Below are 17,124 nucleotides of genomic sequence, written 5' to 3'. Positions count from 1 at the left end.
TCGTGGAGAACGAGCCGGGTTTGTTCGCTCAACCGCTCCCGTAGCCCGGCGAACCCTGCCCTGACCAGCCTGCACTATCCAGCGCAAGCGACGAAGCGGACATCAACTCGCGTAACGCCCTCTCAGATGGTGATGCCGAGGCGGTGGCCGAAGCTATCCAACGCGTGGTGAACGCGGCGGGGATGGCGGCCGCGCTGACGGTCGGCCGGCAGCGTCACATGCCCGAAGCCGCCTGCCCGCACTACAACGTGCTGACCGACGCTGAGTGGGGGCCGCTGTCGGGAAAGTACGTGGCCAATGAGCGGAAACTCGCCTACGGGTGTGAGCTACAGCCCGGTCATGCCGGCCCGCATATGTCGGAGGTTCAGCTGGTTCCGGCCGATCCGGACCAGTTCGTGTGGATTCGCTGGACCGATCGACAGCGTGAGCTGATCGCGTTGGCACCGTGCCAGGCCGAGTATGTCAGTGACCGCGCCGAGGACCCAACGGTGTGCACGATGAGCCGTGCGTGCTGTTCGAAGGGCACGAAGGGGTCCGCTCCTTCGAGTTCTAACTCAGCGTACGGCGCGGCGAGCGAGGGCTGGCGGAGGCCGACCTCGTCTATCTACCCCACCAGCTTCGGACTGGTCGTGGTGTGGGCTGCGGGGGCGCGCACGCCAGTGGTGAGCACGCCCGGGGATCGGCCTCACCGTGGGGTGAGTCTTCGTTGAGCCGCAGACGCCAGCGGGGGAGAGAGTCAGGCCAGGTCATTGCTCGTGGCGTTCAAGACCTTGAGCAATGCCATGATCGTGAAATAGCCCGGCTCCACCACCGCTGAAGATTCGATCTTTCGTAGCGTCGAGACGGCGATCTCCGCTCGAGCGGCCAACTGTTCCTGCGTGAGCTCCGCCTGGGTCCGGAGCTCACGCAGCCTTCGCGCAAGCTGCGCGGCCTCAGACAGGTAGCGACTCTCAGTTCGTCGTCTACGGCCAACCCTCACCGCACCACCCAGTTGAGTGATAAATTAATATCGGTAAAAGTTTAACACCTCTGGCAGTGATCTCTTGCGCAATGCTGGGGCCAGGCAGGTGGGATCGATGGCCAAGCGGACAAGCATCGAGTGGACCGAGGTCACCTGGAATCCCACGACTGGGTACGACCAGATCTCGCCCGGATGCGATAACTGTTACGCCCTCGCTCTGGCTAGGCGGCTGAAAGCCATGGGCGTGGAGAAGTACCAGCAAGACGGTGACCCGCGGACCTCAGGTCCTGGCTTTGGCCTGACGATTCACTCCGCTGCCTTGATGCAGCCGTACACCTGGCGTACGCCACGGGTGGTGTTCGTCAACTCAATGAGCGACCCTTCCACGCGAGAGTCCCAGTCGACTTCGTCCGCCAGGTCTTCAAGGTGATCGCTGAGACACCGCAACACACCTACCAGATACTCACCAAGCGCTCGTCTCGGCTGGTGACAGCGGAGGCCTGAAAATCCAAGATCGATCGCACTTCCATCGCATTCGATCAAGAATGCCCGGCCCGAGTTGATCTCGGACCGGGCGTTTTGCCTGGTCAAACCTGGAGCCGCCTTGGGGATTCGAACCCCAGACCCCTTCATTACGAGTGAAGTGCTCTGGCCGACTGAGCTAAGGCGGCGCGCCGTTTGGCTTGGAAGAGTCTACAGGAGCCAGAGGGGTTCTCGCTCCCACCGATCACCCGATGCCCGGACAGATCACCCCGCCCCCGGCCCTTCCCAGTGACCTGCCTCAGGGTATTCATCTTCAGTCGGCCGGGACCGGACTGCGGGACCGGATGCCGCGCAGGAAGGGTGCCAGTATCGCCGCCGACATCGAGGCGATCGCAGACGCGTCCGGGGCACCCGCGAGCGTAGGCTCCGCGTCCCTGGCTATGACGGTCCGTCGCCATACATGGCGTCGTGTTGTTGACGCGGCGAGCACACGCTTGCCTTGGAGCACGCGCACCGCCGCCCCCCATCGTTGAGCCGCACCACCACGGAGTCGGACGGCACGTTGTGCCCCACGACCGTCCCCGCCCCCTGCGGGGTCTCCACACTGGCCCCCACCCGGGGCGCCGAAGCGCGGAACTCCTGATACAGCGGATGCTCGTACTTGAGGCAGCACATGAGCCGCCCGCACGCGCCCGCGATCCGCAGCGGATTGACCGGCAGATCCTGGTCCTTGGCCATGCGTACGGACACCGGCTCGAAGTCCTTCAAGAACGTGGCACAACAGAGGTCACGGCCACACGGGCCGATGCCGCCCTGCAGGCGTGCCTCGTCCCTCGGGCCGATCTGGCGCAACTCGACCCGGGCACGCAGGTTGCGGGCCAGATCTCGGACCAGGGCACGGAAGTCCACCCGGTGCGGGGCCGAGAAATAGACCGTGTAGACGTTGTCCTGGTCCAGGTAGTCGACCCCGACCACCTTCATCGGCAGCGAGTGCCGCTTGATCAGGCGCTTGGACACGCTACGCGCCTCGGCCCGACGGCGCTTGTTGGACTCGTCGCGGGCCAGATGCTCCTCACCTGCCGGCCCCGCGCACACCGGCAGCCCGTCGATGTCCTCACTCGAATATTGCGGCGCCCACACGCACTCCGCCACCTCCGGACCCGAGTCGGTCGGCACGAGCACCTTGTCGCCCACCTTCGGGCTGTGCCCGCCGGGATCGAGGTAGTAGAGCCTCCCATAACGGGTGAAGCTCACGGCCATGATCATTCCCATGGGCTCGAGCTCGCCTCCTGACGGCCTCGGGGGTTCTTGCGGCCTTCGTTGCCACACTACGTGGGTCCGTACGCGGAAGGTCAGGGGTGCGGAGGTGGATGTTCGCCGGATCACTTGCTGATCGGGCACACCTTGCTGTCATGCAGGAACAAGCCGTAGTCGATCTCCAGCGTGGCCTGCACGGCCAGGCAGGGAATGTAGTTGGCCGAGGCCACCCCTGGTTGGCGCTTCAGCGTGGCGACCGTCTCGGCCCAGTCGGTGTTCGGCTTCAGCACCAACCGGAAGGATTCGGGCATGTCCTCCACGCGGGTTGCCTCGACAATCGCCTTGTTGCTCTTGTACGCGCGTATGAAGTTCTCATACGCCGCTTTCTTGTCCTCGAAGACGTACGAGTGGACCTCAGGCATGGCCTCGATCAGCTTCCTGATGGCCGTTTTCTGGGCGTTCGTCGCTTCCTTGCCCCGCTTGGCAGAGAGTTTGTCCTTGCCCCGGGACTCGCGCTCGGCAGCGCACGCCGGCAGGGTGGACCCCTTGCCGCAGAGAAACACGCTGAGCCGCGGCTCCGACAGCCGCTCGGCCGACGCCGACGCCTCGGCAGAGGCGGCTTTCCGATCCACGACACTCTGTATCCCGGGCAGTCCTCGCAGCGCCTGCTGCACCTCGCGCCGATCAGCCCCCTCCTTGATCTCCAGCCGCAACGACATCGGCATGTCGGTGACCTTGACCGAGTCAAGCAGCGCCTTGTTGTCCGCGAAGCTGACCCGGAAGCTGTCGTAGGCGCTCGCCTGGTCCACGAAGAACACCTCTTCGACCTGCGTCAGCCCCCTCACCGCCCGCTCGACCGCGCGCACCTCCTCCAGGCTCACGTCGCGCCCCCGGCACAGCGTCTCCTTCGGCGCTGACTTCGTGCACAAGAAGACGGCCATATCCGCCTCCTCCGGGTTCGTCGCCACCACCTGGTCCTCGCCTTCGAGACCGCCCAGCCCCGCGGCGGTCGCCACCCCCGCGAGCACTACGGCCACCGCCACGGCCACCAGCCGGAAATCCATCCGGAGCCGCCGCCGCTGCGGTGCCCGCAGCGGCCTGAGGGTGCTGGGGTCGATCGCCGCCCCCGCCTCGGCGAGCGCCTCACGCAGTCTGTCTTCGACCGGGCTGTTCATGATCCCTCCTTGAGTGCTCGGCCGAGGGCGCCCAGCCCTCGCGCGATCGTGGACCTGGCCGTGCTCGCGCTGATCCCCATGGTCTCGGCGATCTCCTGGTCGGACAGGTCGAGGTAGTAGCGCAGCGTCAGCGCCTCACGCTGCCTGCGCGGCAGCTCTCTCAGGGCGAGCAGGACCTCGCGCCGCTCCTCGCCCATGAGCGCGGCGCTCTCTGCCGACCAGACGGGTGGCTCGTAGGGCACCGCCCGCCGGAACACCACCGCCCGTCTTCGCAGGATCGACCGGCACCCGTTGAGCACCGCGGAGCGCACATAAACCAGGGCCTTGTCGACGTCCCGCAGCCTGCCTCGGCCGGCATGAGTGCGGGCGAACGCCTCCTGCACGACGTCCTCGGCGGTCGCCTGATCGCCGACCATGATGAGTGCCAGCCGTACGAGACCCACGTGATGATCGGCGAAGATCGCCGCCACGTCGACCTGCCGCCGCGCCAGGGCCTCACCTTGGGTGAGCAGTTCCACTTCCACGTAACAGAGACGCCCGGCAGCCTCATCTGCTGCTTCGGTCACTCGATGGGTTTCCGGCTATCCCGCCCTGGGAGCGCACGCCTTCTTGGTGAGCACGTTGCTCCCGGGCATATCGCTGAACCCATATTCCGCGATCAGCTTCATCTTCGTGTCCGAGCATCTCTGGTTGTAAACCTGGCTCACTCCGGACAACCGCGACAGGCTGGCCATCACACCGTTCCAGTCGGCCACGGGGTACAGCGTCAGCCGGTACGACTCGGGCATATCCGAGACCTTGGTGATGGCGACGAGCGCCTCATTGTCCGCATATGTGGTGGCAAAGTGCCGATACGCGGTTCTCTGATCTTGGAAGACGTACGACTCGACTCCGGGCATCCGGTCGAGCGCCGCGATAATGGCCTTCTTCTCGCGGAACGTCGCCGCCTTCTTGTTCGCCTTGCCTCGGCCGGACACGCAGGCAGGCGTTAAGGAGCCCTTCGCGCAGAGGAAGACCGTCCCGTCCGAGGGGTCTGCCCAAGACCCGTCGTTGAATTCCGCCAGATCTTCGACCCTGCCCACCCCGGACCGTCCGTGGACCGCGGCGACCACGCGCGCCCGGTCGGCCCCCTGCTTCACCCGCAGGCGGAACGATTCCGGCAGCTCCTTGGCCGTGACCGACTTCAGCAGCGGCCGGTTGGCGGCGAAGTCATGCCGCAAGCTCTCGTACATGGCGGCGCGATCAAGGAAGCGGATCTCGGTCAACTCTGGCATGGCCCCCAGAAACGCCTGCAGCGCCCGTTTCTGCTTCTCGGTGGCATCACTTTTGTGGCACCCGTACGTGGACGGCATGCACAGGAAGACCACGATCTCCCATTGATCGTCGGACTGAACGCCCGAGACGACCGCGGGGGCGGGCGTGGCGGCTACCGCTCGCGGCCCTCCCCCTGGTCCGGCGAAGACCGCCGCCACGAGCACCCCGGCGGACACCGCCGCTCCGCTCAATAACCACGAACGCCGGGATCCCGCCCGCACCATGCCGCCAGGCACCCTGTTCACGAACCCCTTCGCTTGTGAAATGTCAGCCGCGCAGCGCCAGCATCATTGCCTCGACCGCGATCTGCGGGTTGACATTGGCCCCGAGCCGTTCCCTGCACTGCATGATCGCATCGATCCGCCGCATTGTTTCCTCGGGCGTCGACCGCTTGGCCAGTTGATCGAGATCGAACCGGATGTCGTCGTTCGCCAGCTCCACCGCCGCCCCGAACTGCATGGCCAGCACGTCGCGGTAGAACGACACCAGCTCGAGCAACGCCGAGTCCAGTGAGTCCCGCTTGATCCGCGTGGCCCGTGACTTCTGCCGGTCCTCCAGCTCCTTCAGCGCCCCGGCCCCGCCCCGCACCAGCCCTCGGTTGAGCCCCTTGCCCGTGGAGCCCTCGCCGTAGATTTTGCGCAGCTCGGCGGTCTCATTCTCATTGAGCGCGGCCGTGGCCGCGGCCGCCTCCTCCTCCGCCGTCTTCACCAGACGCTCGGCGGCGGACACGCACTCCCCCACCCCCGTGAGCGAGCGTGGAATGCTCAGCACGGCCTCGCGCCGCTGCCTGGTCCCCTCGTCGAGCGCCAGCGCCCGCGCCCTGCTGATGTGCCCCTGAGCGGCCCGGGCGGCGAACGCGGCCGTCTCCCACGGCACGCTGTCACGCGTCGCGAGCACGTGGGCGACCGCGTCCGCGCTGGGTGTGGTCAGGGTGATCAGCCGGCAGCGGGACCTGATGGTGATCATCAGGTCGTCGGGGGCAGGCGCGCACAGCAGCCACACCGTGCGGGGCGGGGGCTCTTCGATGGCCTTGAGCAGGGCGTTCGCGGCCGACTCCGTGGCCCGGTCGGCGTCCTCGAACAGGATGACCCGCCACCGCCCCTGCGTCGGTGCCCCGGCGGCACGCAGGATGAGCTCGCGGGTCTGCTTGACGCTGTAGGACAGGCCCTCGGGGCGTACGGACTCCAGGTCGGGGTGAGAGCCGATCAGCACCTGGTGGCACTGGTCGCAGTGGCCGCAGCCGCCGTCAGGGCACAGCAGCGCTGCGGCGAAGGCACGGGCGGCGTCCTGGCGTCCGGAGCCGGGCGGGCCGGTGAACAGCCAGGCATGCGTCATGCCCGTGCCGCGCCCGCCGCCGACGACCTCTCCGGCCGCCGCCGCGGCCCGCGACAGCACGGCCACCGCCTTGTCCTGCCCCACGAGGTCATCGAAAACGGTCACGCGCTAAGGGTAATTGCCCGCCACCCCACGTGGGCGCAACAACGGGGCGAGGGACTCACCCCCAGTCGCGGATCGCCGGCATCGTCCCCGTGACGTCCTCCGCCTCCTCCGGGACCGGGTCGGGCAGGATGTCGCGAATGCGGTCCTGGATCTGCCGGGTGATCATCTCGAGCGGCTGGGTGCCGTCCACGACCAGATAACGCTCGGGCGCGGCCGCCGCCAGCGCCCGGAACTCCTTGCGCACCCGCTCGTGGAACTCCAGCGGCTCGGCCTCGATCCGGTCGACCGCCCCGCCCAGCCGGGTCAGCCCCAGCTTGGGCGGCGTATCGATGAGCACGGTCAGATGCGGCACCAGCCCACCCGTCGCCCAAGCGTTGATCTTGGAAACGTCTTTGGGATCGAGCGCCCGCCCCGCGCCCTGGTAGGCCAGCGACGAGTCCACGTAGCGGTCGGTGATCACCAGCGAGCCCCGGTAGAGCGCCGGCCGGATCACCTTTTCCACGTGCTCGGCCCGGTCGGCGGCGTAAAGCAGCGCCTCCGAGCGCGCCGACAACCCGCGCTCTGCCGCGTCCAGCAGGATGGCCCGCAGCCGCATGCCGACCTTGGTGGAGCCCGGCTCGCGCGTCTGCACGACGTCGTATCCCTGGTCGCGCAGCCAGATGGCGATCAGCCGCGCCTGGGTCGTCTTGCCCGACCCCTCGCCACCCTCGAACGCCACGAACAACCCCGGCACGTGCTCGACGGCCTCGGTGGGGAAGCGCTCGCCACGCACCGCCGCGATGAGATCAGCCGCCAGGGAGACGCCCTTCCTGTCGTCCATGTGGCGCAGCGCCAGGAGGCCGACGATCGTGGCGAGCACCCCGCCGACCACCAGCACCAGGTTGGTCCCGTCGAACCGGTAGGCGAACTCGCCCAGCTCCAGCCTGTGCACGCCGAACAACGCCGCCAGCGGGCTGGCGACGGCGACCACGAGCAGCAGCGTGACGCGCGCCGTGGACTGCAGGAACGCGAACGTACGGCCACGCAGCCCGTCCTCGACCTCCAGCCCGATCAGCGTGTAGCCGATGATCCAGGCGATCCCGGCGCACGCCCCGAGCAGCACGGTCAGCATGACCACGATCACCAGGTTGTGCACCAGCGCGATCGCGACCAGGACCAGGCCCGCCACCGTGATGGCCACCCCGAACAGCCGCCGCCGCGACAACTCGCGCAGCAGCCGGAGCCCGAAGAACATGCCCAGCGCCATGCCGACGAAGACCGCCGCGAACACGACACCGTAGGCCGCGTCGCCGCCGCCGAGCGTGCTCACGTAGATCCTCGCCACGCCGACCACGGCCCCACCGGCGGCGAACGCCCCCAGCATGCCGATGATCAGCCCGCGCACCAGCCGGTTGCCGCCGACGAACCGCCAGCCCTCAACGATCTGCTTGAGCACAGAGGGAGTGGAGATCGCGCCGTCCCGCTTGGGGATGTCACGCAACGTGAAGATCAGGAACGCCGACGCCAGGTAGGCGCAGGCGTTGACGACCAGCGCCAGCCCGGTGGCGTCCCGGCCGGCAGGGAACGGCACGACGGTCCTCATCAGGTCGCCCGCCACGGACAGCGCCGCGAACAACATGGCCGCGACCGGCGCGCTGCCGTACGTGACCAGCAGGTTGAGCCGGTTGGCCGACTCCAGCTGCTCCTTCGGCACCAGATTGGGAACCGTGGCGTCCTTGGCCGGGACCCAGAACAGGTTGACGCACTCGACCAGGATGGTCGCCACGATGATCCACTGGTAACTGTTGACCACCGGGATCGACAGCACCACGGCGAACCTGGCCAGGTCCGCCGCGAACATCGTCAGCCGCCGGTCGAACCGGTCGGCGAACACGCCCGCGAGCGGCCCGAGCAGCACGGCCGGCAACATCTTGGCGATGAAGACACCGCCGACGGCCAGCGACTGCACACGGTAGTCGTCACCTTGGGTGAGGTTGGCGGCCAGCGCGGTCAGCGCGAGAATGTTGAGCCAGTCACCCAGACTGCACACCGACATGGCCATCCAGAGCCGTCGAAACGGCGCGTTGGCCAGCACGTGGGTAGGGCGGCGTCGGCCAGGGGCAGTCATGATTTCAGGGTATCCAGGTCTTGACCAGAAGCGGGTGGACAAGAGACGAGCCGGATATTCCCGGCGGACTCGTGGCCGAGAGTATTACGTACGCGGCCCCGCGCGCAGGTTACACACCTCGAATGGGTCCCCGAAAATATCACCAATTGAAAACTCCGGTCCCATCTCGAGCCTCTGCTACCAATGGGCCCCACTCGGCCCGGATATCGGGTGGCAGGTCCAGATCGTCCCAGAGCTCGGCGAGCAGCACACCGTCCACGTGGTCGTGCAGTTCCTGAGGACTGCCCTCGCACAACAACAGGGTGTATGCCGCCCTCCGCCCCGCACGGTCGGCGAGGTCGTAGTCACGGCCACGCAGCCGCGCCATCCCCAGCGCCGCGGCGACCGGCAACCGCCACAACCGGTTCGGCACAGGAAAGGGCCGCGCGGCGAACTCTACCTTCGGCTCCAGCGCCAACCGGAACCCGGCCGCGTCGAGGATGCGCCCGGCCGTCTCGAGCGTCGGCGACTTCCTGCCGTGCTCATAGGCCGACAGCGTGGTCCGCGACGTGCCGCTGACGGTGGCCAGCGCCTTCTGATTCATGCTCGCGGCGTGCCTGGCCTGCTTGAACAGCAGCCCACCGCGCTTGGCCCAGACGGCGACACCGGACGCCAGCGCCGCCTCCATCGGCGAGGGCACCATGGATGATCCTTCCCCTGCGTATCCGGCCGGATACTACGGCATCATGGCGCCTTGTGGCCACTCGACTACGCTAGGCGAGTTCCAGCATCGTGATCTCGGGCGGTGCCCCGACCCTCACGGGCGGCCCCCAGAACCCGGCGCCCCTGGTGACGTAGACCTGCACCCCGTCCACGGTCGCCAAGCCGGACACCACCGGCTGCTGCAGCCCCACGACCAGGCTGAACGGCGCCATCTGACCGCCGTGCGTGTGGCCAGACAGCTGCAGGTCCACGCCATGGCGGGCGGCCTGGTCGACCTGGACCGGCTGATGCGCGAGCAGCACCGTGGACCGGCTGGTGTCGCGGTTGCCGAGGGCCTTGTCGAAGTCGGGGCCGTCGCCCTGGGAGGTGCCGTTGAGGTCGTTCACCCCGGCCAGATCGAGGACGGCGCCCTGGTGCCTGATCTCCACGCGCTCGTTTCGCAGCGGACGTACACCGAGCTGCCCCAATTCCTCGATCCACTCGGCGAACCCGCCGGGGGCGAAGTATTCATGATTGCCGGTCACGAAATATGCCCCGTAGCGGGACTCGAGGTCCTTCAGCGGCCGCGCCAGCGCGCCGAGCTGGGCCACCGACCCGTCCACCAGGTCACCCACGATCGCGACGACGTCGGCCTCGAGCCCGTTGATCATGCGGACGATGCGCTCGGTGTGGGCCTTCCCCGTCAGCGGTCCCAGATGGATGTCGCTGACCACGGCGAACCGCAGGCCGCCGAGCCGCTGGTCCAGGTTCGGCAGCGTGACCTTGACCCGCTCGAGCACGGGATCGCCCAGAGCGCTCGTGATGCCGTAGCCGACCGCGCTCAGCGCGCCGGCCCCGGCGATGGCGGCGGTGGCCCGCCCGAGGAACAACCGCCTGCTCAGCGGAGCAGGGGGCGCGGCCTTCTCAGCCGGCGCGGCCCTCTCAACAGGGGCGGCCCCCTCAGCAGACGGGATCGTCTCAACTGGCGGAACCGTCTCAACCGACGCGGTCTCAGCCGGCGCGGTCTCCTCGACCGGCGCCGCCGTGCCGGCCAGGACCGGGACAGGCTCGAACTCGGCCTCCGGCGCCCGCTTCCGCTCGGCCCTGCGCAGGAACAACCCCGCCACAGCCCGCGGAATCTCCAGCACCACCAAGAACAGGAACAGATAGAACAGCAACGCCAGCCAGACGTAACCCGGCCAGGCCAGCCAGTGCCCGAACTCCATCCGTGTGCTGACGAACGTGCCCACGACCAGCGCGAACAGGCCCACCATGCCCCAGGTCAGCGCCTTGCGCAGCCGCCCGGGGCCGGTGGTCGAACGCACCAGCCGGTGCCAGAGGTAATAGTGCGCCAGCAGCACCAGGCCGACGAAGATCAGGACCACCACGTATTAGATGCTACTTACGATTTGGCAGCCGGCTTCTTCGCGGGAGGCTTTTTCGCCGGCGCCTTCCTCGTCGTGGTGGTCTTCTTCGGCGCCGGCGCCCGCTCCCGCCGCTCGGCCAGCAGCTCCGCCGCCCGCTCGATCGTGATGTCCTCGACCGTGTCGCCCTTGCGCAGGGAGGCGTTGGTCTCGCCGTCGGTCACGTAGGGGCCGAAGCGCCCCTCCTTGACCACGACCGGCTTCTTGGAGTTGGGGTCGTCGCCCAGCTCGCGCAGCGGCGCCGCGGCAGCGGCCCGCCGCCCACGCGGCTTGGGCTGCGCGAACAGCTCCTTCGCCTGGTCGATGGTGACCGTGAACAGGGCCTCCTCGGAGGCCAGCGAGCGCGAGTCCGTGCCCTTCTTCAGGTAGGGCCCGAACTTGCCGTTGTACGCCGTGACCTCCTCGCCCTCCAGCTCACCCACGACCCTGGGGATCGACAGCAGCTTGAGCGCGTCCTCGAGCGTGATCGTGTCCAGCGACATCGTCTTGAACAGCGAGCTCGTACGGGGCTTCGGCGCTTCGGCCTTCTTCGTCCGCCGCTTGGGAGCCTCCTCGTCCACGGGCGGCTCGGGCAGGATCTCCGTCACATAAGGCCCGTAACGACCGTCCTTGGCCACGATCATGTGCCCGGTCACCGGGTCGTGCCCCAGCTCGCGGTCACCCGTCGGCCGCGAGAACAGCTCCTCGGCCTTCTCCGCGGTCAGCTCGTCGGGCGTCATGTCCTCGGGCACGTTGACCCGGGCGCCCTCCCTGTCCAGGTAGGGGCCGTACCGCCCGACCCGCAGGACGATGTCCGACCCCCTGACCGGGAACGAGCTGATCTCCTTGGCGTCGATGTCGCCGAGGTCGGTGACCATCTCCTTCAGGCCCTCGTCGCCGTCGGAGCCGTAGTAGAACCGCTGCAGCTCCGGCACCCGCTCCGCGCGGTCGTTGGCGATGTCGTCGAGCACCTTCTCCATGTCGGCCGTGAAGTCGTAGTCGACCAGGTTGCCGAAATGCTGCTCCAGCAGGTTGACCACGGCGAACGCCAGGAACGACGGCACCAGCGCCGTGCCCTTCTTGAACACGTAGCCGCGGTCGAGGATCGTCCCGATGATCGAGGCGTACGTCGACGGCCGCCCGATCTCCCGATCCTCCAGCTCCTTGACCAGCGTCGCCTCGGTGTAACGGGCGGGCGGCTTGGTCGAGTGGCCGGCCACATCGAGCCTGGTCACGCTGAGCGGGTCGCCTTCGGCCAAGTTCGGCAGCCGCTTCTCGGAGTCGTCGCGGTCGGTCGACGGATCGTCGGCCCCCTCCACGTACGCCTTGAGGAAGCCGTAGAACGTGATCGTCCGGCCGGACGCGCTGAACTCGACGTCCTCCCCGGCCGACGACCTGCCGCTCACCTTCACCGTGACCGACTCGCCGACCGCGTCCTTCATCTGGGAGGACACGGTCCGCTGCCAGATCAGCTCGTACAGACGGAACTGGTCGCCCGTCAGCCCGGTCTCGCCCGGCGTGCGGAACTCCTCGCCAGAGGGCCGGATCGCCTCGTGCGCCTCCTGGGCGCTTTTGACCTTGCTGCTGTAGACGCGCGGCTTGTCCGGGACGTACTCGCGGCCGTACAGCTTGATCGCCTGCGACCGCGCGGCCGCGATCGCCGTCTCCGACAGCGTGATGCTGTCGGTACGCATGTAGGTGATGAAGCCGTTCTCGTAGAGCCGCTGGGCGACCTGCATCGTGTATTTGGCGGAGAATCCCAGCTTCCGGCTGGCCTCCTGCTGCAATGTGGTCGTCCGGAACGGCGCGTACGGCTTGCGCGTGTACGGCTTGCGCTCGACCGACTTGACCGCGAACGACACCCCCTGGAGCCGCCCGGCGAGCTCGCCCGCGGCCGCCTCGGACAGGTGCAGCACATCGGCGTTCTTGAGCCGCCCAGTGCTGGCGAAGTCGCGGCCCTGCGCCACCCGCTTGCCGTCTACAAGGGTCAGCGTCGCGGTGAAGTCGCGCGGACGCTCCTCCGGCTTGTTGGTGTCGAACAGCGCCTGCAGGTCCCAGTAGTGGGCGGACGTGAACGCGATGCGCTCCCGCTCACGCTCCACCACCAGCCGCGTCGCCACGGACTGGACGCGACCCGCCGACAGCCTGGGCTTGACCTTCTTCCACAGCACGGGGCTGACCTCGTAACCGTAGAGCCGGTCGAGGATGCGCCTGGTCTCCTGGGCGTCCACCAGGCGGAGGTTGAGGTCGCGCGGGTTGGCCACGGCGTCCTGGATGGCCTGCGGGGTGATCTCGTGGAACACCATGCGGTGCACCGGAACCTTGGGCTTGAGCACCTCGCGCAGGTGCCAGGCGATGGCCTCGCCCTCGCGGTCCTCGTCGGTGGCCAGATAGAGTTCGTCGGCGTCCTTCAGCAGCTGCCGCAGTTTGGCGACCTGCGACCGCTTGTCCGGGTTGACGACGTACAGCGGCTCGAAGTCGTGCTCGACATTCACCCCGAGACGCGCCCATGGCGCCCCCTTGAACTTCTCAGGGATGTCGTCGGCTTTCTCCGGCAGGTCGCGGATGTGGCCGATGCTCGATTCGACGATGTAGCCGCGCCCGAGGTACCCGGCGATCGTCTTCGCCTTGGCCGGCGACTCGACGATCACCAGGCGTGTTCCGCCGGCGCTGCCGTTCTTGGCTGGCACGCTGCTTCCTACCTCGCTGTTCGCTAGCAAAATCCCCCTGCCGGGAGTCGGCACAGACTGAAAGGTAACCCGACTCGCGGAAATTTCCTTCCCCCGGGCTACCCACTACCTTCCGGGTCCACCCACAAGCACGCAGAATAAGGCCCATCGAGCGGCATGGCGCCCTGACTCACCCTGGAGACTAATCGTTGTGCTCGACTACTCCTACATGGATATCTTCATTCCGCGCGACCTCACTCGCGAAGCAGCACGTCAGCTGCTGACCGAACACGCAGAGTACGGTCAATGGGAGCTCGCGCGCGTACGCGTCCACCCCGACGGGAGCCGTCACGTACGGCTACGCCGCAAGATTATGCGGGTCCGCCGGACGCTCTGAACGCGGACATGGCTTTGCCCGTCCCAGGCCGCGCCCCCGGAACGGGCAAAGCATCTATCGCTGACTGCTCACGGGCTGTGAGCAGCAGCCGTACCTGTATACGGACTCGCCGAATCCCTCACTTCCGGCCGGGTCGAAGCCGGAAGGTGTGGCGGGACTACCTGCGGGCGAACCGGATGCGGCGGGCCGACGCGAACAGCGTGGCCGACGCGGCGAACATGGCGCCGAGCGCGAGGGCGAGCAGCGAGCTCGGGTTCATCCCGGTGAGGCCGGCAGGCTGCTCGGCGCTCATCAGGCCGATGCCGCCGATCGGCAGGCCCCGGGTGACGGAGGTCACCGCGCCGCCGACGGGAGTGGAGGAGACCAGGTCGGTCGCCGTGCTGAGCGGGGAGGACGAGCGGGCCGGCGCCGGACGGGAGTGCGCGGTCTTCGACGCCTTGGCCGGGGCCTGGGCCTGGACGGGCAGGCCGGGCAGCTCAGGCAGCTGCGGCAGGCCGAACGTCCTGGCGACGTCCTCGACCAGCGGCACCGCGGTCACCTGCTGCGTGAGACCGGAAACGGCGTCGAGCGGCGCGGCACCGACGACGTCCTGCAGCCGAGCGCCATACGCCAGACCCTGCACCTGCTCGGTCACCGCGGAGACGCCACCGATGGTCTCCTTCAGCGCCCCCGCTGCGGGGACGCTCTCCAGGACCTCGACCCCTGGAACACTCTCGAGAGCCCCGACGGCCGGGACACCCTGGAGGCCGCCCAGGGCCGGGACGCCGGCCAGCATGGGCAGCAGGCCGCTCTTCGCGGTCGCGGTCTTGCTGACGGTGGCGTGGGTGCGCCCGTACGAGCCGCCGGAACTCTCGTGTCCGGGCCTGCCGACGTTCGCCCCGCCCAGGCATCCGGCCGCGGCGTCGCCCAGGACGGCCACGGCGTTGCCGCAGACGTTCACCGGCGCGGCGATCGGCGCCACGATCTGGTTACCGGCCAGCACACCGCCCCTGCCGGACGTCCGGTTGCCGCCGCCGTTACCCGGCGAGACCCCCGCGCCGCCCTTGCAGTGGGCCTCGGAGGCCCCGAACACCGCAGCCGCGTTGCCGCAGATGTCGACGGGCGCACTGATCGGCGCGACCGCCTGGTTCCCGCTCAGCACACCGCCCACTCCCGACGTACGGTTGCCGCCCGCGCCGGAGTTGCGGACCTTGGCGCCGCCCTTGCAGCCGGCGAAAGCGTGCCCGAGCGCGGCGGCCGCGTTGCCGCAGACGTTGACGGGCGCACTGATCGGCGCGACCGCCTGGTTCCCGCTCAGCACACCGCCCACTCCCGACGTACGGTTGCCGCCCGCGCCGGCGTTGCGGACCTCGGCGCCGCCGTTGCAGCCCGCGGTGGCGTTGCCCGCGGCGTTGCCACAGACCTCGACCGGCAGGCTGACCGGGGCCACGACCTGGTTGCCGCTGCCCGCGCCGAAGCGCCCGTCGGTGTCGTTGCCCGCGCTCCTGTGGTGCTTGCGGTAGCTCGGCCCGCCGCTGGTCACGGAAGAGCCGCCCTTGCAGCCCGAGAACGCCCGCCCGAACACGGCCACCGAGTTGCCGCAGAGGTTGATCGGCGCGCTGATGGGCGCGACGACCTGGTTGCCGCCCAGCACGCTCCCCTCACCGGACGTACGGTTGCCGCCCGCGCCTGTGCCGTAGACGGTCGCGCCGCCCTTGCACCCCGCCGTGGCGTCGCCGAAGATCGCTACCGCGTTGCCGCAGGCGTTCAGCGGGGCGGAGACGGGCGCGGTGATCTGGTTGCCGCCGAGCACGCTCCCGTCGCCGGAGGTACGGTTGCCGCCCGCGCCGCCCTTGCCCTGATTGCGAACGCTCGCGCCGCCCTTGCAGCCGGCGTCGGCCTCGCCGAACAGCGCGATCGCGTTGCCGCAGGCGTTGACCGGGGCGCTGATCGGAACGTTGATCTGGTTGCCGCCGCCGACGGAATCGTCACCCGAGGTCCTGCCGGAGATGCCGCTCCTGCCGTTGTTCACGACCTCGGCGCCGCCCTGCGAGGAGGCCTCCGCCGAGCCGGCCGCCGCGACCGAGTTGCCGCTGATGTCGATGGGGAGGGAGATCGGCAAGTCAACCTGGTTGCCGCCGCCGATGGAACCGTCGCCTGAGGTGTCGGCGAGGGCGGTGCCGCCGCCGAACGACATGACCGCCACCGCGAGAAGGGCGGCAGGGGTCGATGCCTTGGCCCACGTACGCATGATGAATGCTCCTAGTGGTTCTTGGGGGGATACCTGAACAGATCGCGGGCAGCCCGAGACCAGATGAGGTTCACGCACAGCGGAGACCTCGGGACCGCGAACCGGTTTGACTGACGTGTCACCCGCCGGCGGAGGGGATCAAGCCGCGCTCCGCCGCTGTGGCATGAAGATGCCGACCAGTGCGATGTGAAGGCGGGGGTCAGTCAGGTGAGAAAGAAGGGTCGTCCGCCGCTGTGCGGACGACGGGGGGCAGCACGTACGCCGGGAGAGCGCGCCGTGCCTGGAGCCGCGGGTCGAAGACGGACCTCGCGATGTCCCCCGTAGCGGCACCGAACGGGCCGCTGCCACCGCCATTGGGCACCAAGCCATTGGTGTCCAGGATCTTTCCGGCAGTGGACGGTGATGGAAGGCCAGGATCCCGCTGGCTGTTGAGCCCGTCGACCGTGCGCCCGGCCATGGCCTCGGCGTTGATCGACGCCGAGCCCTGATCCGAGCCCACGAGGGCATGGGGCACCGCTTCCGCCACGGCGGAATCCGCCGTGGCGGTGACGTCCGCAGCTGCCGGAGCAGCGGTGAGCATGCCGAACAGAACGGCGAGCAGCCACCCGGCGACCGCGAGGGCACCGATCATGACTGCCCGCACGACGACCCGTCGGGCACCGGCCGCGAACCGCGCCATCCGGCGAACCCGATCGTCAGCCGCGTCCTGCTCCGGATGGGCCACGGGCAGACGGCACGCAGCGAAGGACATCTCCCTCGACTGCCGCACTGCCGCGCGCACCACGTGACCTCCCGGACTCCAGAACCGACCCCACACCATGAGGACGTTCCGAGGACTCATCCCTCAACGGTCCGTAACCGTAGCAGCACGCAAGGTCGCCGCAACCCTCTTTTCACGTGAGTCCCAGGAATTCGCCAACCGCACAACTCCCAAACCAGCCCCAATCACCCCATCCGGCTGGCACCCACACCAAGACGCCGCCATCAGCGCCCCCAACGTGCCCCAT

14 protein-coding genes, 1 tRNA gene and 1 pseudogene are annotated in these 17,124 nt (G+C 68.5%); 3 read left to right on the top strand and 13 right to left on the bottom strand.

Features of this window, described 5'->3' with window-relative positions; translation table 11 throughout:
- The first annotated feature begins 143 nt into the window (after positions 1 to 143).
- On the top strand, positions 144 to 710 hold the full coding sequence (locus tag ACTWQA_RS50700) for a hypothetical protein (RefSeq protein ID WP_443166007.1): 567 nt from the start codon (positions 144 to 146) through the stop codon (positions 708 to 710).
- 26 nt (positions 711 to 736) lie between these two features.
- Here ACTWQA_RS50700 and ACTWQA_RS50695 read toward each other — a convergent pair whose 3' ends face one another.
- Positions 737 to 979, bottom strand: a complete 243-nt coding sequence (locus ACTWQA_RS50695; protein ID WP_443166006.1) for a helix-turn-helix domain-containing protein — start codon at positions 977 to 979, stop codon at positions 737 to 739.
- A gap of 97 nt (positions 980 to 1,076) precedes the next feature.
- Here ACTWQA_RS50695 and ACTWQA_RS50690 point away from each other — a divergent pair.
- Positions 1,077 to 1,465, top strand: a pseudogene (locus ACTWQA_RS50690) (DUF5131 family protein).
- Between the two features lie 90 nt (positions 1,466 to 1,555).
- On the opposite strand, the gene ACTWQA_RS50685 reads toward ACTWQA_RS50690, so the two are convergent.
- From ACTWQA_RS50685 to topA, 10 genes are all read right to left on the bottom strand, one after another.
- Positions 1,556 to 1,632, bottom strand: a tRNA-Thr gene (locus tag ACTWQA_RS50685).
- A 250-nt stretch (positions 1,633 to 1,882) separates the two neighbouring features.
- Entirely contained in the window at positions 1,883 to 2,704 is an 822-nt protein-coding gene (locus tag ACTWQA_RS50680) for a PSP1 domain-containing protein (protein ID WP_371825794.1), read from the bottom strand.
- Positions 2,705 to 2,826: 122 nt separating this feature from the next.
- On the bottom strand, positions 2,827 to 3,876 hold the full coding sequence (locus tag ACTWQA_RS50675) for a permease-like cell division protein FtsX (RefSeq protein WP_443166005.1): 1,050 nt from the start codon (positions 3,874 to 3,876) through the stop codon (positions 2,827 to 2,829).
- Positions 3,873 to 4,400, bottom strand: a complete 528-nt coding sequence (locus tag ACTWQA_RS50670; RefSeq protein ID WP_443166004.1) for a SigE family RNA polymerase sigma factor — start codon at positions 4,398 to 4,400, stop codon at positions 3,873 to 3,875. The genes ACTWQA_RS50675 and ACTWQA_RS50670 overlap by 4 nt, the downstream gene beginning before the upstream one ends.
- A 57-nt stretch (positions 4,401 to 4,457) precedes the next feature.
- Positions 4,458 to 5,348: a permease-like cell division protein FtsX gene (locus ACTWQA_RS50665; RefSeq protein WP_443166003.1), complete on the bottom strand. Its 891-nt coding sequence runs from the start codon at positions 5,346 to 5,348 to the stop codon at positions 4,458 to 4,460.
- 109 nt (positions 5,349 to 5,457) lie between these two features.
- Positions 5,458 to 6,630: a DNA polymerase III subunit delta' gene (locus ACTWQA_RS50660; RefSeq protein WP_443166002.1), complete on the bottom strand. Its 1,173-nt coding sequence runs from the start codon at positions 6,628 to 6,630 to the stop codon at positions 5,458 to 5,460.
- 55 nt (positions 6,631 to 6,685) lie between these two features.
- Complete coding sequence (tmk, locus tag ACTWQA_RS50655) at positions 6,686 to 8,737, bottom strand: dTMP kinase (RefSeq protein WP_443166001.1); 2,052 nt, start codon at positions 8,735 to 8,737, stop codon at positions 6,686 to 6,688.
- A gap of 139 nt (positions 8,738 to 8,876) precedes the next feature.
- Positions 8,877 to 9,419 carry a helix-turn-helix transcriptional regulator gene (locus ACTWQA_RS50650; RefSeq protein WP_443166000.1) on the bottom strand — a complete coding sequence of 181 codons (543 nt, stop codon included), beginning with the start codon at positions 9,417 to 9,419 and terminating at the stop codon, positions 8,877 to 8,879.
- A gap of 70 nt (positions 9,420 to 9,489) precedes the next feature.
- Positions 9,490 to 10,806, bottom strand: a complete 1,317-nt coding sequence (locus ACTWQA_RS50645; protein ID WP_443165999.1) for a metallophosphoesterase — start codon at positions 10,804 to 10,806, stop codon at positions 9,490 to 9,492.
- Positions 10,807 to 10,820: 14 nt separating this feature from the next.
- Positions 10,821 to 13,511, bottom strand: coding sequence for a type I DNA topoisomerase (topA, locus tag ACTWQA_RS50640; RefSeq protein ID WP_443165998.1), 2,691 nt, complete (start codon positions 13,509 to 13,511; stop codon positions 10,821 to 10,823).
- 208 nt (positions 13,512 to 13,719) lie between these two features.
- Between topA and ACTWQA_RS50635 the strand changes: the two genes are divergently transcribed.
- On the top strand, positions 13,720 to 13,887 hold the full coding sequence (locus ACTWQA_RS50635; RefSeq protein WP_236667176.1) for a DUF5703 family protein: 168 nt from the start codon (positions 13,720 to 13,722) through the stop codon (positions 13,885 to 13,887).
- A 157-nt stretch (positions 13,888 to 14,044) separates the two neighbouring features.
- Here ACTWQA_RS50635 and ACTWQA_RS50630 read toward each other — a convergent pair whose 3' ends face one another.
- Both ACTWQA_RS50630 and ACTWQA_RS50625 read right to left on the bottom strand, forming a co-directional pair.
- Positions 14,045 to 16,117 (bottom strand): chaplin family protein, encoded by a 2,073-nt coding sequence (locus tag ACTWQA_RS50630; RefSeq protein WP_443165997.1) that lies wholly within the window; start codon positions 16,115 to 16,117, stop codon positions 14,045 to 14,047.
- 199 nt (positions 16,118 to 16,316) lie between these two features.
- A complete protein-coding gene (locus ACTWQA_RS50625) occupies positions 16,317 to 16,868 on the bottom strand; it encodes a hypothetical protein (RefSeq protein ID WP_443165996.1) in 552 nt (183 codons plus the stop codon).
- Between the last annotated feature and the right edge of the window lie 256 nt (positions 16,869 to 17,124).

Source organism: Nonomuraea sp. 10N515B, from assembly GCF_052245915.1.
In the GTDB taxonomy this organism is placed as follows: domain Bacteria; phylum Actinomycetota; class Actinomycetes; order Streptosporangiales; family Streptosporangiaceae; genus Nonomuraea.
The sequence above is the reverse complement of the archived record's forward strand: the minus strand, read 5'-3'. Positions and strand labels throughout refer to the sequence as shown.

Bases quoted from the DNA above. Each gene is read 5' to 3' on its own strand.
- ACTWQA_RS50680 (WP_371825794.1), bottom strand. From the start codon at position 2,704: ATGGCCGTGAGCTTCACCCGTTATGGGAGGCTCTACTACCTCGATCCC.
- ACTWQA_RS50675 (WP_443166005.1), bottom strand. From the start codon at position 3,876: ATGAACAGCCCGGTCGAAGACAGACTGCGTGAGGCGCTCGCCGAGGCG.
- tmk (WP_443166001.1), bottom strand. From the start codon at position 8,737: ATGACTGCCCCTGGCCGACGCCGCCCTACCCACGTGCTGGCCAACGCG.
- ACTWQA_RS50650 (WP_443166000.1), bottom strand. From the start codon at position 9,419: ATGGTGCCCTCGCCGATGGAGGCGGCGCTGGCGTCCGGTGTCGCCGTC.
- ACTWQA_RS50635 (WP_236667176.1), top strand. From the start codon at position 13,720: ATGGATATCTTCATTCCGCGCGACCTCACTCGCGAAGCAGCACGTCAG.
- ACTWQA_RS50630 (WP_443165997.1), bottom strand. From the start codon at position 16,117: ATGCGTACGTGGGCCAAGGCATCGACCCCTGCCGCCCTTCTCGCGGTG.
- ACTWQA_RS50625 (WP_443165996.1), bottom strand. From the start codon at position 16,868: ATGTCCTTCGCTGCGTGCCGTCTGCCCGTGGCCCATCCGGAGCAGGAC.